Annotated in this window: 22 protein-coding genes; 12 read left to right on the forward strand and 10 right to left on the reverse strand. The window is 73.2% G+C overall.

Going from position 1 to position 22418, the window contains the following annotated elements; all coding sequences use genetic code 11:
- Positions 1 to 80 precede the first annotated feature (80 nt).
- Positions 81 to 602 (reverse strand): YbhB/YbcL family Raf kinase inhibitor-like protein, encoded by a 522-nt coding sequence (locus tag IEZ24_RS13775; RefSeq protein ID WP_129454367.1) that lies wholly within the window; start codon positions 600 to 602, stop codon positions 81 to 83.
- 50 nt (positions 603 to 652) lie between these two features.
- On the opposite strand from IEZ24_RS13775, the gene cobA reads away from it, so the two are divergent.
- Both cobA and IEZ24_RS13785 read left to right on the forward strand, forming a co-directional pair.
- Positions 653 to 1918 carry a uroporphyrinogen-III C-methyltransferase gene (gene cobA, locus IEZ24_RS13780; protein WP_129454365.1) on the forward strand — a complete coding sequence of 422 codons (1266 nt, stop codon included), beginning with the start codon at positions 653 to 655 and terminating at the stop codon, positions 1916 to 1918.
- The gene (locus tag IEZ24_RS13785) at positions 1911 to 2714 is read left to right on the forward strand and encodes a TrmH family RNA methyltransferase (protein WP_129454364.1); all 804 of its coding nucleotides are present in this window, start codon (positions 1911 to 1913) and stop codon (positions 2712 to 2714) included. The genes cobA and IEZ24_RS13785 overlap by 8 nt, the downstream gene beginning before the upstream one ends.
- 9 nt (positions 2715 to 2723) lie before the next feature.
- Here IEZ24_RS13785 and IEZ24_RS13790 read toward each other — a convergent pair whose 3' ends face one another.
- Both IEZ24_RS13790 and def read right to left on the reverse strand, forming a co-directional pair.
- A complete protein-coding gene (locus IEZ24_RS13790) occupies positions 2724 to 3518 on the reverse strand; it encodes a TrmH family RNA methyltransferase (RefSeq protein ID WP_129454362.1) in 795 nt (264 codons plus the stop codon).
- 3 nt (positions 3519 to 3521) lie between these two features.
- Positions 3522 to 4124, reverse strand: coding sequence for a peptide deformylase (def, locus tag IEZ24_RS13795; RefSeq protein ID WP_129454361.1), 603 nt, complete (start codon positions 4122 to 4124; stop codon positions 3522 to 3524).
- Between the two features lie 88 nt (positions 4125 to 4212).
- Here def and IEZ24_RS13800 point away from each other — a divergent pair, with 88 nt between their 5' ends.
- Positions 4213 to 5574 carry an acyl-CoA dehydrogenase family protein gene (locus tag IEZ24_RS13800; RefSeq protein WP_129454360.1) on the forward strand — a complete coding sequence of 454 codons (1362 nt, stop codon included), beginning with the start codon at positions 4213 to 4215 and terminating at the stop codon, positions 5572 to 5574.
- Positions 5574 to 6788, forward strand: a complete 1215-nt coding sequence (locus IEZ24_RS13805) for an acyl-CoA dehydrogenase family protein (protein ID WP_129454358.1) — start codon at positions 5574 to 5576, stop codon at positions 6786 to 6788. The genes IEZ24_RS13800 and IEZ24_RS13805 overlap by 1 nt, the downstream gene beginning before the upstream one ends.
- Before the next feature lie 76 nt (positions 6789 to 6864).
- On the opposite strand, the gene IEZ24_RS13810 is transcribed toward IEZ24_RS13805, so the two are convergent.
- Positions 6865 to 7152 (reverse strand): YiaA/YiaB family inner membrane protein, encoded by a 288-nt coding sequence (locus IEZ24_RS13810; protein WP_129454357.1) that lies wholly within the window; start codon positions 7150 to 7152, stop codon positions 6865 to 6867.
- A gap of 97 nt (positions 7153 to 7249) precedes the next feature.
- Between IEZ24_RS13810 and IEZ24_RS13815 the strand changes: the two genes are divergently transcribed.
- The 4 genes from IEZ24_RS13815 to IEZ24_RS13830 are packed head-to-tail and all read left to right on the forward strand — an operon-like array spanning position 7250 to position 11450.
- Entirely contained in the window at positions 7250 to 8689 is a 1440-nt protein-coding gene (locus IEZ24_RS13815) for a pyridoxal phosphate-dependent decarboxylase family protein (RefSeq protein WP_207206758.1), read from the forward strand.
- Between the two features lie 23 nt (positions 8690 to 8712).
- The gene (locus IEZ24_RS13820; RefSeq protein ID WP_129454356.1) at positions 8713 to 9336 is read left to right on the forward strand and encodes a hypothetical protein; all 624 of its coding nucleotides are present in this window, start codon (positions 8713 to 8715) and stop codon (positions 9334 to 9336) included.
- 10 nt (positions 9337 to 9346) lie between these two features.
- On the forward strand, positions 9347 to 10780 hold the full coding sequence (locus IEZ24_RS13825) for a GuaB1 family IMP dehydrogenase-related protein (protein WP_129454355.1): 1434 nt from the start codon (positions 9347 to 9349) through the stop codon (positions 10778 to 10780).
- Positions 10781 to 10787: 7 nt separating this feature from the next.
- Complete coding sequence (locus tag IEZ24_RS13830) at positions 10788 to 11450, forward strand: sulfotransferase family protein (RefSeq protein WP_165356036.1); 663 nt, start codon at positions 10788 to 10790, stop codon at positions 11448 to 11450.
- Positions 11451 to 11464: 14 nt separating this feature from the next.
- On the opposite strand, the gene IEZ24_RS13835 is transcribed toward IEZ24_RS13830, so the two are convergent.
- The 6 genes from IEZ24_RS13835 to IEZ24_RS13860 form a co-directional block, all read right to left on the reverse strand.
- The gene (locus IEZ24_RS13835) at positions 11465 to 12526 is read right to left on the reverse strand and encodes an NAD-dependent epimerase/dehydratase family protein (protein ID WP_129454352.1); all 1062 of its coding nucleotides are present in this window, start codon (positions 12524 to 12526) and stop codon (positions 11465 to 11467) included.
- 95 nt (positions 12527 to 12621) lie between these two features.
- Complete coding sequence (locus IEZ24_RS13840) at positions 12622 to 13203, reverse strand: LysR family substrate-binding domain-containing protein (protein WP_129454351.1); 582 nt, start codon at positions 13201 to 13203, stop codon at positions 12622 to 12624.
- A 10-nt stretch (positions 13204 to 13213) separates the two neighbouring features.
- Entirely contained in the window at positions 13214 to 14926 is a 1713-nt protein-coding gene (locus tag IEZ24_RS13845; protein ID WP_129454349.1) for a BCCT family transporter, read from the reverse strand.
- Between the two features lie 82 nt (positions 14927 to 15008).
- Entirely contained in the window at positions 15009 to 15557 is a 549-nt protein-coding gene (locus IEZ24_RS13850; protein ID WP_129454348.1) for a flavodoxin family protein, read from the reverse strand.
- 75 nt (positions 15558 to 15632) lie between these two features.
- Entirely contained in the window at positions 15633 to 17270 is a 1638-nt protein-coding gene (locus IEZ24_RS13855) for a bifunctional 3'-5' exonuclease/DNA polymerase (protein WP_129454346.1), read from the reverse strand.
- 58 nt (positions 17271 to 17328) lie between these two features.
- On the reverse strand, positions 17329 to 18309 hold the full coding sequence (locus tag IEZ24_RS13860; RefSeq protein ID WP_129454570.1) for an Acg family FMN-binding oxidoreductase: 981 nt from the start codon (positions 18307 to 18309) through the stop codon (positions 17329 to 17331).
- A gap of 137 nt (positions 18310 to 18446) precedes the next feature.
- Between IEZ24_RS13860 and ppk2 the strand changes: the two genes are divergently transcribed.
- Genes ppk2 through IEZ24_RS13880 form a run of 4 tightly spaced genes read left to right on the forward strand, consistent with a single transcriptional unit; the run spans position 18447 to position 22415 of the window.
- Positions 18447 to 19427: a polyphosphate kinase 2 gene (gene ppk2, locus IEZ24_RS13865; RefSeq protein ID WP_129454344.1), complete on the forward strand. Its 981-nt coding sequence runs from the start codon at positions 18447 to 18449 to the stop codon at positions 19425 to 19427.
- Between the two features lie 2 nt (positions 19428 to 19429).
- Positions 19430 to 20833, forward strand: coding sequence for an MBL fold metallo-hydrolase RNA specificity domain-containing protein (locus IEZ24_RS13870; RefSeq protein ID WP_129454343.1), 1404 nt, complete (start codon positions 19430 to 19432; stop codon positions 20831 to 20833).
- Positions 20833 to 21489 carry a hypothetical protein gene (locus tag IEZ24_RS13875; protein ID WP_129454342.1) on the forward strand — a complete coding sequence of 219 codons (657 nt, stop codon included), beginning with the start codon at positions 20833 to 20835 and terminating at the stop codon, positions 21487 to 21489. Before IEZ24_RS13870 ends, IEZ24_RS13875 begins: the two co-directional genes overlap by 1 nt.
- Positions 21486 to 22415 (forward strand): universal stress protein, encoded by a 930-nt coding sequence (locus IEZ24_RS13880; protein ID WP_165356035.1) that lies wholly within the window; start codon positions 21486 to 21488, stop codon positions 22413 to 22415. The genes IEZ24_RS13875 and IEZ24_RS13880 overlap by 4 nt, the downstream gene beginning before the upstream one ends.
- The last annotated feature ends 3 nt before the right edge of the window (positions 22416 to 22418 follow it).

Raw genomic sequence — 22418 nt, forward strand, 5'->3', positions numbered from 1 at the left:
ACCACGAGTCTCCTGAGGTTGATGTGTCTGGTGAGACTGGTGTGATTGATGTGACGTGGGCGGCTGCGGCCGCCGGACCGTCAGTGCTGGTACGTGCCGTGGAGGATGGCGCGACCCAGGGTCTTGAACGCGAGGTTGAACGAGACGACGGCGTTGGACGCGTCCGCGTCGACGCCCAGCGAGTCGTCCTTCACGGCGTGGACGACGAAGAAGTAGCGGTGCGGCTGGTCGCCCTCGGGGGGAGCGGCGCCCATGAACCCGGCCTCGCCGCCGTCGTTGCGGACGTGGAACGCCCCACCGGGGAGGTCGCCGGCGGCCGCACCGGTGTCGAGGGAGGTGACGTCGGCCGGGATGTCGACCAGGCACCAGTGCCAGAAGCCGCTGGGCGTGGGGGCGTCGGGGTCGAAGCAGGTCACGACGTAGGACCGGGTCCCCTCGGGCGCGCCCGACCAGCTCAGCTGGGGCGAGGTGTTGCCGAGGGCGGCCACCTGGTCGTCCTTCAACGGGGCACCGTCGGTCACGTCCTCGCTCGTCACGGTGAAGGACGCGGTCGGCGGCAGGTAGTCGTACGGGTTGGGGGCCACGGGGCGTTCGATGCTCATTCCTCGAACCTAGCCACCGCCCCGTGACGTCGGCCAGAGACAATGGGGCAATGACCGACACCGGTGCCGACCCCCATCCGTACCTCGCCGGACTGGTCCTCACCGGCCGCCGGGTCGTCGTCGTCGGCGGCGGCCACGTGGCGCAGCGACGGGTGCCTGCCCTCATCGCCTCCGGCGGCGACGTGACGGTGGTGAGCCCCGAGGTCACCCCGGCGATCGAGGGCCTGGCCGGCGAGCTGACCCTCGTGCTGCGCGACTTCACCGAGTCCGACCTCGACGGCGCCTGGTACGTCGTCGCCGCCACCGACGACCCGGACGTCAACGCGCGCGTGGTCGCGGCCGCCGAGCAGCGGCACACCTTCTGCGTGCGAGCCGACGACGCGCTCGGCGGCACGGCGTGGACGCCGGCCGTCGGCCACCACGGCAGCCTCACGGTCGGGGTGCTGGGCAACCGCGAGCCGAAGAAGTCGGCCGCGCTGCGCGACGACATCGTCACCGCCCTGCGCGACGGGCACCTGGCGGCCTCCGACGCCCTCGACCGGAGCCCCGGGGTCGTCCTCGTGGGCGGAGGTCCGGGCGAGCCCGAGCTGGTGACGGTCGCCGCCCGCCACGCGCTCGCCACCGCGGACGTGGTGGTCGCCGACCGCCTGGCCCCGCGCGAGCTGCTCCACGAGCTGGGCCCGCACGTCGAGCTGATCGACGTCGCCAAGCTGCCGCGCGGGCGCTCGGCCACGCAGGAGCACATCAACGAGGTGATCGTCGACCGCGCCCGGGCCGGCAAGCGCGTGGTGCGGTTCAAGGGTGGCGACAACTTCGTGTTCGGCCGCGGCTTCGAGGAGCTGCTCGCCTGCGCCGCCGCCGACGTGCCGGTCACCGTCGTCCCCGGCCTCAGCTCGGCCATCGCGGTCCCGGCCCGGGCCGGCATCCCGGTGACCCACCGCGGCGTGGCGCACGAGTTCACCGTCATCTCCGGTCACCTGCCGCCCGGCCACCCCGAGTCGCTGGTCGCGTGGGACGCCGTCGCCGGGCTGCGCGGCACCCTGGTGCTGCTGATGGCCGTCGACAACGCACCCGCCATCGCGGACGCGCTCCTCGCCGGCGGCCGGTCCGCCGACACGCCCGTCGCGGTGATCGTCGACGGCACCATGCCCACCGAGCGCACCGTCCTCACCACCCTCGGCTCGCTGGCCGCCGACCTCGCCGCCCACCGGGTGGTGCCGCCCGCGATCATCGTGATCGGCGAGGTGGTCGCCGTGGCCCGCCCGGCCCACTATCCGGATCGCGGGCAGGCAGATCGTGGGCAGGGGCGTGGCTGACCTCGTCGAGGTCGCCGACCCCGAGGACCCTCGTCTCGCCGACTACCGCGACCTGCGAGACGTCGAGCTCCGCAAGCACCTCGAGGCCGAGCACGGTCTCTTCCTCGCCGAGGGCGAGAAGGTCGTGCGGCGCGCCGTCGAGGCGGGCTACGAGGCCCGGTCGTTCCTGATGGCGCCTCGCTGGCTCGACGGCCTCGCCGACGTGCTCGACGCGGGCGCCGCTCCGGTCTACGTCCTGCCCGAGGCGTTGATCGAGGAGGTGACGGGCTTCCACGTGCACCGCGGCGCCCTCGCGTCCCTGCGCCGCCGGCCGCTGCCGGACCTCACCGCCGTGCTCGAGGGCGCCCGGTCGGTGCTCGTCCTGGAGGACCTCGTCGACCACACCAACGTGGGCGCCGTCTTCCGCTCGGGCGCGGCGCTCGGCTTCGACGCGGTGCTGCTCGCCCCGCGGTGCGCCGACCCGCTCTACCGGCGCTCGATCAAGGTCGGCATGGGCGCCGTGTTCTCCACGCCGTGGACCCGGTTGCCCGACTGGTACGACGCGCTGCCCGACCTGTCCCGGCGCGGCTTCACCACGGTCGCGCTGACGCTGGGTCCGGACTCGGTGCCGATCGAGGAGGCGGTCGCGGGGGTGGACCGGCTCGCCCTCGTGCTGGGGTCGGAGGGCCACGGCCTGTCGGCTCGGTGGGAGGCGTCGGCGGACCGGCGCGCGGTGATCCCGATGGCCGCCGGGATCGACTCGCTCAACGTGGCGGCCGCCAGCGCGGTGGCCTGCTACGCCGCGGCGCGCCGCTGACGGCGCTCGTCAGCCCCGCTGCCGCAGTGCCTCGTGGAGCACGATGGATCCCGCGACGGCGGCGTTGAGCGACGACGCCGTGCCGACCATGGGGATCGACGCGATCTCGTCGCACGCAGCCCGCCAGCCCGAGGACAGGCCGGTCGTCTCGTTGCCGACGACCACGAGCAGCCGCCCGCGCAGGTCGACGGACGACAGGACGCTGCCCTCCTCGTCGGTGCCCACGATGCGGTGACCGTGCGCGTGGGCGTACTCCACGACCGGGCCGGGACCGGGCACCCGGAGCACGGTGAGCGCGAAGAGCGAGCCCGTGCTCGCCCGTACCGCCCGCGGGTCGTAGGGGTCGGCCGCGTGGCCGGTCACGACGAGGGCCGAGGCACCGAACGCGTCCGCGGAGCGGGCGAGCGTGCCGATGTTGCCGGGGCTGGTCGGCCGGTCGAGGACGACGATCGGTCCGTGCGGCCGCGTGGAGTCCCCCAGCCGCTCCACCCCGTCCTCCGGCATCTCCACGACGGCGACGAGCTCGGCGCCGTCCTCCTTGCCGCTGAGCCGCGCGTGCAGCTCGGGGGAGAGGGTCACCCGCTCCGCGTCGGTGGTGCTCCACAGGCCGTCGGCCCACTCCGATGTCGGGCCCTCGGCGCGCAGGAGGGCACGCACGGTCCAGCCCTCCTCGACGGCGCGCGAGATGGGGCGTACGCCCTGGACGAGGAACTCGCGGTTGCGGTGGCGCTTGGAACGGTTGGTCAGCAGCGCCTCCCACTGCTGGAAGCGCGCGTTCTCGCGGGTGATGCGGAGATCGGCCACGGCTCAGGCGCTCTCGGCGGGCCAGGTCGGCGGGTAGTCGTCCGCAGCGGCGTCGTGCTTCTTGCCGAGCTTCTTGCGCGACTTCGCCGAGAGCCGGTCGCCGAAGACCGTGCCGAGGGTGTGGTCGGTCTCGTGCTGCAGGCACCGGGCCAGCAGGCCGCTGCCCTCGAAGGTGACCGGCTCCCCGTCGATCCCGGTGCCGTCGACGCGGGCCCAGTCCGGTCGGGCGCAGGGCTCGAACGAGCCGGGGTAGGACAGGCAGCCCTCGTCGTCGCTGTCGAGGTGGCGGTCCTTGCCCTCGGGGAGGGTGAGGACCGGGTTGCAAACGACGCCGACCGTGCGGACACCCTCGTCGTCGGGGCAGTCGAAGACGAACATCGCGACGTCCTCGCCGACCTGGCAGGCAGCGAGACCCACGCCGTCGGCGGCGTACATCGTGGCGACCATGTCGGCGGCGAGCGAGCGCAGGGCGTCGTCGTAGGACGTGACCGCCGCCTGCGGACGGTGCATGACGGGCGTGCCCCACCGCGTGATCGCGCGAACCGTGCCACCCTCGGGGAGGGGACCGTACGGCGCGTGAGGCTCAGGGGTCTCGTCGTCTGGCATGCGGGCGATCCTAACGAGGAGGCGATGGGTGACCGGCACCACGGGCGGCCCTCTGGCGAAAGGTGTAACTCGGAGTTACAGTTTCGCCATGTCCATCATGAACAGCCTCCGGCCGGGCGGGCGCCACGGGTTGTCCTCCCGGGAGACCCGCGACCCCATCGGCCTCGCCGTCGCCGCCGTCAACCGGCTGGCGCAGAGCGACCTCATCGACCGTGTCGGGCTGCGCAGGCAGACCGAGCAGGTCGTCTACTCGACGACACGCAACGGCTTCCGGGTGGCGACCGCCGCCGGTCGCCAGTTCGCGAGGGCCGGCCGGCGCACGGCCGGCGCCCGGCCTGTCACCGCCGAGTCCCGAGGCGTCTTCGACCTCACCCCGACCGACGACGAGAGCATGCTCCTCGAGGTCGTCCGCGAGCTCGCCGACGAGCTCCTGCGGCCCGCGGCGGCCGCCGCCGACGAGGCGTGCGCTGCCCCCGACGAGGTCCTCGCGGCCGCCCAGGAGGTGGGGCTCCCCGGCCTGGGGGTGCCCGACGAGCTCGGCGGCATCATGGAGGAGCGGTCCGCGATGGCCGGCACGCTCGTCGCCGAGGCCCTCGCCCGCGGTGACATGGGGCTCGCCGTCGCCACCCTCGCCCCCGGTGCGGTCGCGACGGCGATCGGCCTGTGGGGCACCGAGGCGCAGCAGCAGACCTACCTGCCGGCCTTCACGGGCACCGACGTCCCCGCCGCCGCCCTGACGATCGCCGAGCCCACCGTCCTCTTCGACCCGTTCTCGCTGTCGACCACGGCGCTGCGCGACGGCGACGGCTTCGTCCTCGACGGGATGAAGTCCGCCGTGGTCCGCGGGGCCGACGCCGAGCTCTTCGTGGTCGCGGCCATGCTCGACGGGACTCCGGCGCTCTTCCTCGTCGAGTCCGGGACCGCCGGTCTCGAGGTGGAGGCCGACCCCTCGATGGGCGTCCGGGCCGCGGGCCTGTCGCGGCTGCACCTCTCCGGGGTGCGTGTCGGCGCGGACGCCCTCCTCGGCGACACCGGGGGTGCGGCGTACGCCGAGTGCGTGCGACTGTCCCGGCTCGCGTGGTGCGCGCTGGCGGTCGGCACCGGGCAGGCCGTCCTCGACTACGTGAAGGACTACGTCAACGGGCGCGAGGCGTTCGGCGAGCCGATCAGCCACCGTCAGTCGGTGGCGTTCATGGTCGCCGACATCGCCATCGAGGTGCAGGCGATGCGGTTGCTCACCTGGAAGGCCGCGTCGCGCGCCACCCGCGGCCAGGACTTCGCCCGCGAGGTCGGGCTGGCCCGCCAGCTCTGCACCGAGAAGGGCATGCGCATCGGCCTCGACGGCGTCCAGCTGCTCGGTGGCCACGGCTTCGTCAAGGAGCACCCGGTCGAACGGTGGTACCGCGACCTGCGGGCCGTCGGAGTCATGGAAGGCGTGGTGATGGTCTGATGATCAACCTCGAGACCCCCCGCAAGCACGCGGGCCTCGCCGACCAGGCGCACCAGCTGGCGATGAACATGTTGCGCCCGATCTCGCGCAAGTACGACCGCGCCGAGCACGAGTACCCCAAGGAGCTCGACATGCTCGCCGCGCTGATCGACGGCGTGTCCGAGACAGGTGCGACCGGCGGCGCCGGGGCGGGCGGCGTACGCCGTGACGACGCGGGTGCCGACGCCGGCAAGGTGAGGAACGGCGCCAACCTCGCGTCCGTGCTGTCCGTGGCCGAGATGTGCTGGGGCGACACGGCGCTCCTGCTGTCGATGCCGCGGCAGGGGCTGGGCAACTCGGCCATCGCCTCGGTGGCCAACGAGGAGCAGCTCGAGCGTTACAAGGGCACGTGGGCGGCGATGGCCATCACCGAGCCGGGCACCGGCTCGGACTCGGCCAACATCACCACGACCGCCGTCAAGGACGGTGACGAGTACGTCATCAACGGCGAGAAGATCTACGTCACCTCCGGCGAGCGGGCGGACTCCGTCGTGGTCTGGGCGACCCTCGACAAGGAGCTGGGCCGGGCGGCGATCAAGTCGTTCCTGGTCCGCAAGGACAACCCCGGGCTCAAGGTCGAGCGGCTCGAGCACAAGCTCGGCATCCGCGCGTCCGACACCGCGGTCATCACCTTCACCGACTGCCGGGTGCCGGCGGAGGACCTGCTCGGCTCGCCGGAGATCGACGTCAAGTCCGGCTTCGCCGGTGCCATGGCGACCTTCGACAACACGCGGCCGCTGGTCGCCGCGATGGCCGTCGGGTGCGCCCGCGCCTCGCTCGACCTCACCCGCGACCTGCTCGAGCAGGCGGGCGTGGTCATCGACTACGACCGGCCCGCCCAGGCGCAGTCCGCCGCGGCGGCGACCTTCCTGCGGCTCGAGGCCGACTGGGAGGGAGCCAAGCTGCTGATGATGCAGGCGGCTTGGATGGCCGACAACCGCCTACCCAACTCCCTCGAGGCGTCGATGGCCAAGGCGAAGGCCGGCCGTGTCGGTTCCGACGTGACGCTGTCGTGCGTGCAGCTGTGCGGCACGCTCGGATACAGCGAGGCCGAGCTGCTGGAGAAGTGGGCGCGCGACTCCAAGATCCTCGACATCTTCGAGGGCACCCAGCAGATCCAGCAGCTCATCGTGGCCCGCCGGATCCTCGGGCTGTCGAGCGCGGAGCTGAAGTAGCCGCCGCCGACGACCGCGCACGACGAAGCCCCTCCCGGCGGACCGGGAGGGGCTTCGTCGTCGATCGTCTGCGGTGTCAGGAGACGGACTTGAACGGGTCGTGCTCGGCGAGGATCTTGTCGACGCGGGCCTGGTCGATCCGCGACACCACGTAGCTGTCCTCCTGCGCGTCGCGCACGCACTTGGCGAGGGTGAAGCTCGAGGTGGTGAGGAACATCGTCCCGAGGCCGAGGAAGGCGCGGATCCACGGGTCGACGGGGAGGTAGAAGATCGCGAAGATCATGGTCAGCAGCGCGACGGCGAACGAGATGCCGGCCTGCAGGAAGAAGGCGTTGGTGTTCTTGGAGGGAGTCGTGGAGGCCATGGGTCAACCCTCGCCCCGGCGCAGCCGCCCGGCAGCCGCCGACCTACCCGGTCCGGTCTGAGTACGCGGGCTCGACCTCGCCGAGTACGTTCAGCGCATGCCAGACCAGCCAGCCCACATGTCGCCCGAGGAGTTCCGCCGGCAGGGCCATGCCGCGATCGACTGGATCGCTGACTACTGGGCCTCGCTCGACGACCTGCCCGTGCGCGCGCAGGTGGCCCCCGGCGACGTACGCCGCCAGCTGCCGGCGTCGGCGCCGGAGGCCGGGGAGCCGTTCGACGCGGTGCTCGCCGACCTCGACCGCGTCGTCGTGCCCGGGCTGACGCACTGGCAGCACCCCCGGTTCTTCGCCTACTTCCCGGCGAACTCCTCACCGGCCGCGATCCTCGGCGACCTGCTCTCCAGCGGCATCGGCGCGCAGGGGATGATCTGGGCCACCAGCCCGGCGGTCACGGAGGTCGAGCAGGTGGTGCTCGACTGGTTCGCCGAGGCGCTGGGCCTGCCGGAGGACTTCCGGAGCGACGGCCCGGGCGGCGGGGTCATCCAGGACACGGCCTCCACGGCGACCTTCACCGCGCTGCTCGCCGCGCTGCACCGGGCGAGCGGGGGAGAGGTCCGCCGGCACGGTCTCGGCGACGCCGGCTGGCGGGTGTACGGCTCGACCCAGGCGCACTCCTCGCTGGTGAAGGCCGCGATCATGGCGGGGCTCGGCGAGGACGCGGTGCGCGCGATCGGCGTCGACCCGCTGACGCAGGCGATGGACCTCGACGCGTTGCGGGCGGCGATCGAGGCCGACGTCGAGCTGGGCCTGACGCCGGTCCTGGTCCACCTCGCCGCCGGGTCCACCTCGACCGGCGCGATGGACGACGTCGTGGGTGCGGGACGGATCGCTCGCGAGCACGGGGCGTGGGTGCACGTCGACGCCGCCTGGGCGGGCGTCGCGGCGGTCTGCCCCGAGCACCGCGCCCACCTCGCCGGGGTCGAGTCCGCCGACTCGTTCGTCACGAACCCGCACAAGTGGTTGCTGACGACCTTCGACTGCAGCACCTTCTGGGTGCGCGACCGCGCCGCGCTCACCGGCGCGCTGTCGATCCTGCCGGAGTACCTCCGCAACGCCGCCTCCGAGTCGGGCGAGGTCGTCGACTACCGCGACTGGCACCCGCAGCTCGGGCGGCGGTTCCGAGCGATCAAGCTGTGGGCCGTGCTGCGGACGTACGGCCTCGAGGGCCTGCGGGCGCACATCCGCAGCGGCGTCGAGCTCGCCGCGCACGTCGCGGACCTGGTCGCGGCCGACGACCGCTTCGAGATGGTGACCGAGCCGTCGCTGTCCCTGGTCGTGTTCCGGCTCACCGCCGGCGACGAGCAGACACTGGCTGCCATGGAGGAGGTCAACGCGTCCGGCGAGGCGTACCTGTCGCACACGACCGTCGAGGGCCGCGCCGCCATCCGGCTCGCCGTCGGCAGCTGGCGCACGACCGAGGCCGACGTCGACCGCACGTGGCGCGCGCTGCAGGAGGCGGCAGCCGCGCAGGACTGACCCGGACTGGCAGGGTGGGCCGCATGAAGCTCTTCGCCGACACGCCCGCCCGCCGCACCCGTCAGGTGCTCGCCGACCTGTTCTTCGTGGCCTGGCTGGTGCTGTGGGTGTGGATCGGGACGGCCGTCCACGACGGCACGACCGAGCTCGCCGGGCCGGCGCGGCAGACGGATGCGTCGGCCACCTCGATGGCCGAGCAGCTCCGCGACGCCGGCGGCCGGCTGGGGGAGGCGCCCCTGGTCGGCGACGAGCTGGCATCGCCCTTCGACAAGGCTGCCTCCGGCGCCGAGGGCATCGCCGCGGCCGGGCGCGACACGGTGGAGGCGGTGGAGCGGCTGGCACTGCTGCTCGGCCTGTCCGTGGCGCTGATCCCGATCCTGATCGTCGCCGCGATCCACCTGCCGATCCGCTGGCGGTTCGCCCGCGAGGCGACCGCCGGCGCGAGGTTCATCGACGCGCAGGAGGACCTCGACCTGTTCGCCCTCCGGGCGCTGGCCAACCAGCCGATGCGGGTGCTCGCGAGGGTCAGCGACGACCCGGCGGGCGCGTGGCGCGCACGCGACCCCGAGGTCGTACGCCGCCTCGCCGAGCTCGAGCTCGCCGACGTCGGGCTGCGACCGAGGAGGCTGCCGCGCCCGGCTGCGTAGACTCCCGCCAGTGCAGTTCCTCCACGAGAACCCCGGTCACGACCTGACCTACGACGACGTGTTCATGGTCCCGCGACACTCCGCAGTCGCCAGCCGCTACGACGTCGACCTCGCCACCTCCGACGGCACCGGCGCGACGCTGCCGCTGGTGGTCGCCAACATGACGGCCATCGCCGGCAAGCGGATGGCGGAGACCGTGGCCCGCAGGGGCGGCATCACGGTCATCCCGCAGGACATCCCGCTCCCCGTCGTCGCCGACGTGGTCGCGTGGGTCAAGCAGCGCCACCGCGTCTTCGACACCCCGATCGAGCTGCGTCCGGACCAGACCGTCGCCGAGGCGCTGTCGCTGATCCCCAAGCGCGCGCACCGGGCCGCGGTCGTCGTCCAGGACGGCCGACCGGTCGGCGTCGTGTCGGAGGGCGACTGCGCGGAGGTCGACCGGTTCGCGCAGGTGGCGACGGTGATGAACCGCGGCGTCGTCACGGTCACGGCCGCGACGGACCCTCGCGAGGTCTACGACGCCATCGAGCGCGCCAAGGCCCCGCTGGCCGTCGCGGTCGACGACGCGGGCAGGCTGGTCGGGGTGCTGACCCGGCTCGGGGCCCTGCGCGCGACGCTCTACCGACCTGCGCTGGACGCTGCCGGGGGACTGCGGATCGCGGCCGCCGTCGGCGTGAACGGCGAGGTCGCCGACCGGGCCGCGGAGCTGCTCGCTGCCGGCGTCGACTGCCTCGTCGTGGACACCGCCCACGGCCACCAGGACCGCATGGTGCAGGCGCTGCAGGCCGTACGGGCCCTGTCGCCCACCGTGCCGATCGCGGCGGGCAACGTCGTGTCCGCCGAAGGCACCCGCACGCTCATCGAGGCGGGCGCCGACATCGTCAAGGTCGGTGTGGGACCGGGTGCGATGTGCACGACCAGGATGATGACCGGCGTCGGCCGGCCCCAGTTCTCCGCCGTCCTGGAGTGCGCGACGGCGGCCCGCGAGCTCGGCAGGCACGTGTGGGCCGACGGCGGCGTACGCCACCCACGCGACGTCGCCCTCGCACTGGCCGCAGGCGCCTCCTCGGTGATGATCGGCTCGTGGTTCGCGGGCACCCACGAGTCCCCCGGCGACCTGATGCACGACGCCGACGGACGTCCGTTCAAGGTCTCGTTCGGCATGGCGTCGGCACGGGCAGTCGCCAACCGCACCACGGGCGAGTCGTCGTACGACCGGGCTCGCAAGGGCCTCTACGAGGAGGGCATCTCGTCCTCGCGGATGTACCTCGACCCGCAGCGCCCCGGGGTGGAGGACCTCATCGACCAGATCTGCTCGGGCGTGCGCTCCTCGTGCACCTATGCCGGCGCGCGTGACCTCGCCGAGCTCCACGAGCGGGCACTCGTCGGGGTCCAGTCCGCTGCCGGCTTCCACGAGGGCCGGCCGCTGGACAGGTCGTGGTGACGTCCTGATGGAGCGTCGGCACGTCTTCGTCATGACGTACGGCAGGTCGGGCTCGACCCTGCTGATGGGCATCCTCAACTCGATCCCCGGGTGGCTGCTGCGCGGGGAGAACCGCCACGCGATGCGGCACCTCTACGACTTCCACCGCAGCGGCCTGGCGGAGAAGGCGCGCGTCGACCCCGCCCGCGCCTCGCAGCCGACCCACCCGTGGTTCGGCATCGAGTCCTTCCCCGAGGACGTCTCCCTCGCCCGCATCCGCGACCTCGCGGAGGCGACGCTCCTGCGGCCCGAGCCGGACACGCGGGTGACGGGCTACAAGGAGATCCGGTGGTACGACGAGGACCTGCCGGACTACCTCGAGTTCCTGCGCCAGGTCTTCCCCGGGGCGCGGTTCGTGCTCAACACCCGCAACCTCGAGGACGTCGCGGCCAGCAACTACTGGACGCACAAGGACGACCCCCTCGGCCAGGTGCAGCGGATCGAGGCGAAGATGCTGTCGGCCGCCGAGGGGCTGGGCGACGCGGTCTTCCGGGTCCACTACGACGACTACGTGGCCGACCCCGAGGTGCTGCGCGGGCTCTTCGACTGGCTCGGCGAGGAGCTCGACACCGAGCGTGTCCGAGCCGTGATGGCGACGCCGCACTCCCGGCGGGGCAGGCACCGCGGCTGAGTCGCCCCGTCGTCTCAGGTCTCCCGGCGGCTGCTGACCGGTCCTCTGCGAAGTGCGGCACGCGCGCCGTTCCAGACCGTCCGTGGCCTCAGGACCGGTGAGTCGGACGACGCTGCGTCCTGCATGCCGTCGAGGACCTCGGCCAGCACGGCCGTCCCGTCGACCACGGGCTCCCACCCGAGCTCGGTCCGCGCCCGGGTCGTGTCCAGGAGGGGCACCGCGTACCCCAGGTCGATCCAACCGGGGTCGAGCGGTTGCAGCCGGGCGTGCCAGCTCGCCGACACGGCGGCGCGCACGGCCCCCGACGGGACGTGGACGAGGCGCGCGTCCAGCGCCGCGGCCACGTCCTGCGCCGTGACCGGTGGGTCGGCGGCCAGGTTGAACGCACCGTGGGCCCGGGCCCCGACCACCCGGGCGAGTGCGTCGGCGACGTCGTCGGCATGGACCATCGGGATGACGAGCCGCTCGTCGATCGGCAGCACCGGCACGTGTCTCAGCAGCCCGGCCGGGACCAGAGCGGGAAGCCCGTAGCGCAGGAGGGCGCTGGCGGCACTGCGCTGGCCGATGATTCCCGGACGCATCCGCGTGACGACCACCTCGGACTCGTCCTCCATCTCGTCGAGGAGCCGCTCCGCGGCGGCCTCGTGGCGGCTGTACATCGAGGTCCGGACGCCGCCGGTGGCCCACGACTCGTCCACGGGGGAGTCGTCGCGCTTGGGGGAGTAGGCGCCCACCGACGACATGTGCACGAGGTGCGGCACGCGCGCCGCCGCGACGGCCTCGATGACGCGCCTGGTCCCGCCGACGCCGAGCTCACGCAGGTGGTCCTCCCGGTGCGAGGGCTGGAAGCCCCAGGCGAGGTGCACGACGGCGTCGGCTCCGCGACAGGCGTCGAACAGGGTCGTCGGGTCGTCGACGGTCAGGTCGGCGGCGACCCACTCCACCTCCGGGAACGACGCACCGCCCCCGGGTGGGCGTCTGGCGACACCGACGAGCTCGTGCCCCCCGTCGGCGGCCAGTCTCCGCAGGAGGGCGGACCCCACGTTCCCGCTGGCGCCTGTGATCACGATGCGCATGTCGTCTCCTCGTCGGGCCGGGACGGTCCCGCCCACACCGGCCCCGTACCCAGAGACCGGTCGCGCACCGCGGCGCCCGACCGGTGCGTCGCCCGTCAGCGCGACGTGTTGGCCGTACGCCCCTTCGTGACCCCGACGAAAGCCTGGGTGACCTCGTCGTCCCGGTCCACCCGCCAGACGAGGGCGATGGTGGTCGGCTCGAGGTCGGCGACGACGCGGGTGACGACGTCCTTGCGCTGGTGCAGCCGGGCGATCGACATGGGGAGGATCACGACGCCGGTGCCCGCGGCGACGGTCTCGATCGCCTCCTGCTCCGTCATCGGCGGCCAGTCGAGCTGGTCGGCGTCCGGCGTCCAGCCGCTGGCGTGGGGACGTACGAGCTGCTCGTCGACGAGGTCGGCCGTCGTGACCTCCTCGTCGGCGGCGGCCAGGACGTGCTCGCGCGAGGCGACCGCGACCTGCAGCTCGTCGTAGAGGCGTACGCAGTGCAGTCCGTCGCGCTCGACCGGCAGGCGGACGAGCGCCATGTCGAGGCTGCCGTCGCGCACACCGTCGACCTGCTCGGACTCCGTCACCGGCACGAGCTCCAGGGGCTCGCGCCGGCGGTCACGCCAGTGGCGGGCCCACTTGTCGGGGGTCGCGCCGGTGACGAAGCCGATGCGCAGGGGGGTGCTCATGCGGCAGACCCTAGTTGCGGCTCGCCTCCGGGTCCTTCTCCACCGACAGCACGAAGTCGTCGCCGTGCTCGGTGACACCCGTGATCACGGCTGCCTCGACGGCCTCGAGGGCGTACTTGCGGCGCACGACCAGCGGGTCGGTGGCGAGGTCCTTCACCAGCGCGAAGGCGAGGCCGATCATGATCAGCACGAACGGGAGCGCGGCGATGACGGTGATGGTCTGCAGGCCGCTGAGGGCGTCGGCACCGCCGACCAGGAGCATCACGGCGGCGACGGCACCGGTCGCGACGCCCCAGAAGATGACCGTCGGCCGGCTCGGGTGGATGGTGCCGCGCTCGGAGAGCGAGCCCATCACGATGGAGGCGGCGTCGGCGCCGGAGACGAAGAAGATGCCGACCAGCACCATCACCACGATGCTCGACACGGTGGCGAGCGGGTAGGCCTCGAGGGTGCTGAAGAGCTGGTTCTCCAGCCCGCCCGCACCTGCGATGTCGGTGCCGGACTTCTGCAGGTCGATGGCGGCGCCGCCGAAGATGCAGAACCACACGACGCTCACGAGGCTGGGGACGAGCAGCACGCCGGTGACGAACTGCCGGATGGTGCGGCCGCGGGAGATCCGGGCGATGAACATGCCGACGAACGGCGTCCACGAGAGCCACCAGGCCCAGTAGAAGACCGTCCAGGCGGAGAGCCACTCGCTGGCCTCGGACCCCTCGGCGGCGGTGCGCGCGGCCATCATCGGCAGGTCGGCGACGTAGCTGCCGATCGAGGTCGGCAGGAGGTTCAGGATGAACACGGTCGGGCCGACGATGAAGACGAACAGGGCCAGCGCGACGGCGAGGACCATGTTGATGTTGGACAGCCACTGGATGCCCTTGGCCACACCGGACACGGCGGAGAGCACGAAGGCGGCGGTGAGGACGGCGATGATGCCGACGAGGACGGCGTTGCCGGTGTCGCCGAGCCCGGTGACGATCTGGAGGCCGGACTCGATCTGGAGGGCGCCGAGGCCGAGCGAGGTGGCCGAGCCGAACAGGGTCGCGAAGATGGCGAACATGTCGATCGCCTTGCCCCCGGCACCGTGCGCGTGGCGACCGAGGAGGGGCTCGAAGGCCGAGCTGATCAGCTGGAGCCGGCCCTTGCGGTAGACGCCGTACGCGACGGCGAGGCCGACGACGGCGTAGATCGCCCACGGGTGGAGCGTCCAGTGGAACATCGTCGTCGCCATGGCGTTCTGGGCGGCCTCGGCGTTGCCCGGCTCACCCGTGCCTGGCGGCGGCGTGACGAAGTGGGTGATCGGCTCGCTGACGCCGTAGAACATCAGGCCGATGCCCATGCCGGCGCTGAACATCATCGCGACCCAGGAGATCGTGCGGAACTCCGGCTCCTCGTCGTCACGGCCGAGCGGGATGTTGCCGAACTTGCCGAGGGCGAGCCAGATGACGAACACGACGAACGCGCTCGACGTCAGGACGAACAGCCAGCCGGTCTTCTCCATCGTCCACGCCAGGCCGCTGGCCGAGGCGTCGGCGAGGCTGCCGGTGCTGACGAAGCCCCAGGCGAGGAACGCCAGGCTGACGAGTGCGGTGACGCCGAAGACGACCTTGTCCAGGCCGCTCTCGCGAGGCACAGTGGACCCGATCGCGGAGTCGAGGGCCGGGTGCGGCTCGTCGACGACGTCGGGTGTGGGCAGGTCTCGTGGGTGTTCGATTCCGGTGGCCATCGCTCCAACACACCAGCATCCGGCGGTCGATGGCAAACCGGGGGTATGCGGTCCCGCTCAGACCGTGAGATGACCCACAGCGTCACGCCTCCCGGCGCGCGAGGGCCCGGCCCCAGTCCCGAGCACGGTCGAGCTCGCCGTCGGCCAGCGGACCGTGGGAGTCCTCGACGAAGAACGAGGCGGAGCCGACGACCTTCCCGAGGTGGTGGCGAGCCACCGAGCGACCGGCCGCGCGGGCGGCCGATCCGGGCAGCTTCCTGACGGTGGTGACGCGGGTGTCGAAGGTGGCGACGTCGGGCGGCTCCCCGGTGGGGGTCAGGGTCTCGAGCCACTCGCGGACGCCGCGGGCCTCGTGGCCGGGGTCGGCGCCCTGGGTGCGCGCGTCGCGCCGCGTCGATGCTCGGCTCATCGAGAACGCGTGCGTGGGCGCACCGACGACGAGCAGGTCGACGTCGGCGGCGAGCCGGTCGGGCGCCTCGGTCACGTCGACGACCTCCACCCGGCCCTCCCCGCGGCCCTCGTGGCCCGCCCCTTCCACGCTCGCGAACCCGTCCGCGATCCCGTCCGCGATCGCCTCGGCCACCGTGCGGGTGTTGCCGAAGTGCGACTCGTGCACGACCAGTGTGTTCATGACCTTCCTCCTCGCCACCAGCCTGCGTCGGACCCGGCCACAGGGGCAGGGGCGAAGGGCGGGGGAGCGGGGGACCTACGTCCCCGGCTTGCCCGCGTCGGCGTACGACCGCACGACCGAGACGCTGAGGGGGAAGTCGTCCGCCATCTCGCGGAAGAGGAGACGGCCGGCGGCGGTGGCCGCCGCGGTCACGTCGGCGGCCACGGCGTCGGCGAGGTCCGCGGGTGCGTGGACCACGACCTCGTCGTGCAGGAAGAAGACCAGGTGCGCTCGCGCCTCGACCGGCCCGTCCCCACCCAGGCGCCACAGCCGGTTGCGCAGGTCGGCGATCCAGCAGAGCGCCCACTCGGCGCCGGTGCCCTGCACGACGAAGTTGCGGGTGAACCGGCCGTGGGCGCGTCGACGGCGGTCCTGGTCGGCCAGGTCGGTGGCCGGCGCGTCGGGCGACTCGTCCCACGAGGCGCCGAGGGGCGGGCAGCCCCGCCCCAGGAGCGTACGGACGGCCTGGCCCCGCTCGCCGGCGCGGGCCGCCGCCTCGACCAGCCCGAACGCCTGTGGGTAGCGGCGGGTGAGGTCGGCCACCATGCGCCCGCTCTCGCCGCTCGTCGCGCCGTACATCGCACCGAGCAGGCCGAGCTTGGCGTGCTGGCGACTCGCGACCGCCCCGGCGTCGACCATCCCCTGGTAGAGGTCGGCGCCGCGCGCGGCCCGGGCCAGCTCGCGGTCGCCGCTCATGCCTGCGAGCACCCGGGGCTCGAGCTGTGCGACGTCGGCCACCACCAGCACCCAGCCGTCGTCGGCCACGGCGGCCGGGCGCACCTGCGCCGGGAACGACAGGGCACCGCCCCCGTTGGAGGACCAACGGCCGGTGACGGAGCCTGCGGGCTGGTAGGACGGCCGGAACCGTCCGTCGCGGACCCACTCGTCGAGCCATGCCCAGCCGTTGGTGTGGAAGAGGTGGGCGAGCTTCTTGTAGCGCAGCAGCGGCTCGGCCACGGGGTGGTCGAGGCGCTGCAGCGTCGACGCGCGCGTGTCGGCGACATCGAGGCCCGCACGGCGCAGGGCCGCGAGGAGCTCGGGGTGCGAGTCCGGGTTGAGGCCCGGCGCACCGAGGTGCCGGCGTACGTCGTCGGCGCAGGCAGCCAGCAGCCGCGGGGGCGCGCCGCGTGGCGGGCGGGGGCCCAGCTGGTCGACCAGCAGGGCCTCGTGCACCTCGATGCTCCACGGGACTCCGGCATGGGTCATCTCGGCCGCCGCGAGTGCTCCCGCCGACTCCGCGGCGAGGAGCAGGCCGAGCCGGGCGGCCTCCGGCGAGGCGGCGACCGCGGCCAGCTGGCGCGCGTCCTCGACGTCGGCCCGCAGGTGGTCGGCCGAGTCGGCAGCGCCGAAGAGCACGGGGTCCGAGGCCACGACGGGGCCCAGCGTGTCCCACAGCCGGGTCTCCTCGCCGCGCAGCAGCCCAGGGTCGACGGCCGGCGCCCGCGCGAGGAGCCTCCGGCACAGCCGCAGGTCGTGGCACCGCTCGACCCGTACGCCCGCTGCGAGGAGCGGGGGATACCAGCGGGCGGTGTCGTCCCACACCCACCGGGGCGCAGCCGCCTCGCGCTCGCGGACCAGTCGCGGCAGGTCGCCGAGCGCGATCTCACGTGCTGCGTCGTCCTCGGTGACCAGCACGCGATCGCCCGGCAGACGGGACAGCCGGATGCGAGCCATGGGGACACCCTCTCCCACGCCACCGACGCGGCCGGCCGTGCCACGTCGACGCAGGCGGTCACACCAGGTCGAGCACCTCCGACACAGGCCTGCGCGGGGTGCGGGCGAGGGACGTGCCCGCGGTGGAGCGCCAGCCGACGCGGACGAGCAGGAGGGGGTGCGCCAGGCTGCCGAGCACCTCGACCTGGAAGGCCTGGCGGGTCTCGGACACCTCGATCACCTGGCTCAGCGGGACGAGGGACAGTCCGGCTTCCTCCGCGGCGAGCCACATCGCGGCCAGGCCCTCTCCGGCCCGGAGCCAGGCGTGTGGGTCGTCGGAGGTGTCGAAGAAGACGATGAGGCCGTCCGTCGCCTCGACCTCGGGACCGGGGTGGTCCTCCCGCACGGTCCCCTCGAACCGGTGCGGATGGGCCCCGGCACGGTCGGCCGGCTCCGGGAGGGCCGCGGGCGGCACACCGTCCCCCGCATCGCGGCTCAGCCACTCCTCGAGCTCGGCCCGGGCGGCCGGGTTCGCCCGCTGGCGGTCGGCGGCTCGTCGGACCAGTCGCTCGGCGATGTAGCGCTCGGACTCGTCGGTGAGGGCGACGGCGCGGGCGCCCCGCTGGTGCGCGATCCTCGCCAGGTGCGCCTGCCGCTCCTCGGGGACGGGCCAGGCGTTGAAGCGACGCCGGTCGGTGCGCCGCGCCTCGATCGCGGCCAGTGTCTCCTGCGCCCTGGGCGACGGGGTGCCGGGCGTCAGCTCGATGGAGGCGAGGAGGTCGGGCTGGGCGGGGTCGGGATGGCGTACGACGTGGGTGGACCACCCCAGCGCCCCGGCCGCTGCCTGCGCGTGGTGCAGCGCCGCCCCGCAGCTGATCGTCAGGTTGCGGCCCAACGGGTCGGTCGCGGCGAGCTGGTGGGTCCGGTCGGCGTACAGCTCGAGCGTGCGGGCGTCGCCCTGCCATCGCCAGGGCTGGGTGTTGTGCACGCTCGGTGCGCGCGATGCGACCTCGACGATGCGGTGCAGGGTCTCGACGGGGACGAGGCGGGTGGCGGTCATGGCCGGCTCCTCTGAGGGTGCGTTTCCTGCTGTCGAGACTGCGCCGCACCCACCCTGCGCTGGCAGTGCCGTAGGTCCCGCGAGGGTGGGACGTCAGTCTCTGCCGCAGCACGCCTGCCGGGTCCTAGCGTCGCCACATGACGACCGTCGACGAGCTGGACGAGCGGGACGAGAACGCCGGTGCGGCGACCCCGCGGACGCTCGGCCACGCCGAGGAGCTCGACGAGCTGGTGGACCTCAGCGACGAGCTGCGGCCGGAGGGTCAGGAGGCCGACGACGCGCCCGGTCCCGACGGGCTTCCCGCGTGGCGGCAGGGGTACCCGTACGACACCAAGCTGGGCCGGCGCGAGTACGAGCGGACCAAGCGGCTCCTGCAGATCGAGCTGCTCAAGCTCCAGGCGCACGTCCGGGACACCGGCCAGAAGATCGCGATCCTCTTCGAGGGCCGGGACGCCGCCGGCAAGGGCGGCGCGATCAAGCGGTTCACCGAGCACCTCAACCCGCGTGGCGCGCGGGTGGTCGCCCTCAGCGTGCCGACCGAGCTCGAACAGTCCCAGTGGTACTTCCAGCGCTACGTGGCGCACCTGCCGAGCGCCGGGGAGATCGTGCTCTTCGACCGCTCCTGGTACAACCGGGCGGGCGTGGAGCGTGTGATGGGCTACTGCACGCCCGTGCAGTACCTGAACTTCATGCGGGAGACGCCCGACTTCGAGCGGATGCTCACGCATGCCGACATCCACCTGGTCAAGCTGTGGTTCTCGGTGTCGCGCGCGGAGCAGGCCGCCCGCTTCGCCGCACGGTCCTCCGATCCGGTCAGGCAGTGGAAGCTCTCCCCGACGGACCTCGCCAGCCTCGACAAGTGGGAGGCCTACACCGACGCCAAGGAGACGATGTTCTTCCACACCGACACCGGCGACGTGCCATGGACGGTGATCAAGTCCAACGACAAGAAGCGGGCCCGCCTCGAGGCCATGCGCGTCCTGCTCTCGCAGCTCGACTACCCCCAGAAGGACCACGAGCTGGTCGGCGTGCCCGACCCCCTCCTGGTCGGCCCCGCAGCCCGCGTGCACGAGGACGACGAGGACCCCGCACGCTTCTTCCCGCGGTCGGGGAGCTGACGATGTCGACCGCGCTGACCTTCCTCGGAGCCGTCGACACCGTCACGGGCAGCCGCTTCCTGCTGGAGTCCGGCGGGCATCGGCTGCTGGTCGACGCCGGCCTCTACCAGGGCCTCGCCGTGCACCGACGCCGCAACTGGGAGCCGTTTCCCGTCGACCCGGCCACCATCGACGACGTCGTGCTGACGCACGCGCACCTCGACCACACGGGCTACCTGCCTCGCCTGGTCAAGGACGGCTTCCGCGGGCGCGTGACCTGTACCGCGGAGACGGCGGAACTCGCGGCCATCGTGCTGCGCGACAGCGCCCACCTCCAGCAGGAGGACGCGCGGTACGCCAACCTCGCCGGGTTCTCCCGGCACAGTCCGGCGCTCCCGCTGTACGACGACCGCGACGTCGAACGGGCGCTGGGCCTCTTCAGCCCTGTGGACTTCGAGCAGCCGGTCGAGCTGTCCTCCGGGTTCACTGCGACGCTGCGCCCGGCGGGCCACATCCTCGGCTCCGCGGTGGTCACGATCGAGTCGGGACTCACGAGGGAGGACCAAGGGGGACGGCACCGGGTGGCCTTCAGCGGCGACCTGGGCCGGCCCCACCACCCGCTCCTGCGGCCGCCGCCCGACCCGCCCGCCGTCGACACGCTGGTGGTCGAGTCGACGTACGGCGACCGGCGGCACCCGCCACCGGACCCCGGCCTGCTCGCCGACGCGGTCCGCCGGACCATCGGACGGGGCGGCAGCGTGCTCGTCCCGGCCTTCGCGGTGGATCGCACCGAGCTGGTCCTGCTCGAGCTGCGGCGGCTCGTCGAGCAGGGCGAGATCCCGGACGTGCCGATCCACGTCGACAGCCCGATGGCGCTCGCCGCGCTCGACTGCTACCGCCGGGCGGCCGAACGGGGCGGTCCCGAGCTCCGTCCCGAGGCGCGCGAGCTCGTGGACCAGTTCGACAGCCACCGCGTCCACGCGGTGCACGACGTCGAGGGCTCGATGCGGCTCAACCGGCCGCGGACCCCCAGCATCGTGATCTCCGCCTCCGGGATGGCGTCCGGTGGTCGCGTCGTGCACCACCTCGCCCACCAGCTGCCCGACCGGCGCAACTGCGTGGTGCTCACCGGCTTCCAGGTCGAGGGCACCCGCGGTCGGCAGCTCGCGGAGGGGGCGCGGCAGGTGAAGATCCACGGCCGGTACGTGCCGGTTCGGGCAGAGGTGGTCGTGGTGCCCCACTTCTCGGTGCACTCCGACGCGGCCGAGACGCTCGAGTGGCTCGCCCGGGCACCGCGACCGCCGCGCACGGTCTACGTGGTGCACGGCGAGCCGGGGTCGGCCGCGAGCCTGGCCCGGTCGATCTCCGACGAGCTCGGCTGGACGGCCGTGGTCCCGTCCTACGGCGAGCGCGTGCTGGTGGACTGATGTCCGCCCCCCGCCCTGTTCCGGCCTGGGTGGTCGTCGCCGACGTCTTCGCCAAGGTCCTGCTCCTGCTCGCGGTCGCTCGCGTGGCGCTCGACCCCGGCTGGGGCAACCTCGAGGGCAAGGCACCGGTCGCCCGCGCGGTGACCTACCCGATGCTCGCACTGCTGGTGCCGCTCCTCCATGCCCTCCGGGCGCTGCGTGCCAGGGGCCGCCCCCCGGCCGCCGGGGAGCGCGACCGTCCCTACCCGTGGGGTGGCGACCTCCTCGTGACCATGCCGGCCTTCTCCGACCTCCTCGGCAACCGCCTCGACCTGTACGACCGGGTGGTGTGGTTCGACGACGCGATCCACCTGGTCAACACGGCGGCGCTCAGTGCCGGCGTGCTGCTCCTCAGCGGTGCCGCCGCAGCCCCCCTGCTGCAGCGGCTCGAGGTCGCGGTGGCGGCCGGGCTGACGGTGTCGCTGGTCTGGGAGCTGTGGGAGTACTTCGCCTTCGTGACCCGCTCGGCCGAGTCGGCCACGGCGTACGCCGACACGCTGGGCGACCTCGCGCCGGGCTGGGTGGGAGCCGTGCTGGCCGCAGGACTCGTGCGGGCGCCGGACGGGACCTCCGGCCCTGCCGCACACCGATGGCGGGGGGAGAAGGTGGAAGCATGAACAAGATCGCCGCAGGAAGCGTCGTCGTGGGAGTGACCGGGCGGGGCCGCGAGACACCCGCCCTGCGCTTCGCCATCGACGTCGCCCGACGAGAAGGTGCGCGCATCGCGCTGGTGCACGTCACACGGAACCCGCTGCCGAGCGTCCCGGGCGCACTGGTGGACCGGGTCGAGGCGGCCGCCGTCGCTGAGGGCATCCTCGCCGACGTCTCCCAGGAGCTGGTGGAGATGTCGCACGGAGACGTCGCGATCGACACGCTCTCGCGGCGCGGCGTGCCGGCACAGGTCCTGGTCGAGCTCAGCGGTGCCGCCCGCCTCGTGGTCGTGCAGCACCGCACCTCGAGCACCCTCGAACGACTGGTCGTCGGGTCCACCAGCCACGGTGCCGCGGCCCACAGCGGTTGCCCCGTGGTGTCGGTGCCGGGCGACTGGCGCCCGGATCCCGCGGCGACCGAGGTGATGGTCGGCGTCCACGAGGGTGGCGTGCCGCGACAGGTGCTCGACGCCGGGTTCGCCTGGGCCGCCGCCACCGGCGCGCCCCTGCGGATCGTCCACGCCTGGCGCCTCGACGCGGCCTACGACGACATCATCAGCAACCGGGTGGCCGCCGAGTGGCGCGAGGAGCAGAAGGAACGGCTCGTCGCGACGGTGGCCGAGGTCCGCGGTGACTGGCCCCAGGTCGAGGTCGAGGTCGAGGTGCGGCACCAGTGGCCCGCCGACGTCCTGGTCGACGACTCACGCAACGCCTCGTTGGTCGTCATCGGCCGACGCGGCGTCCACGGGTGGGTCCCCGAGCACCTGGGCTCGCTCGCCCGTACGGTGCTGCGCGCGGCGCGCTGCCCGGTCATGGTGGTGCCGGTCGTGGAGCACTCGGGCGAACCGGCCGACTGGGAGCTCGTGGCCGAGGAGGTCTCCCCGCAGACCTGAGCC

Origin of the sequence: Nocardioides ganghwensis (assembly GCF_014779655.1) — a bacterium.
Classification (GTDB): domain Bacteria; phylum Actinomycetota; class Actinomycetes; order Propionibacteriales; family Nocardioidaceae; genus Nocardioides; species Nocardioides ganghwensis.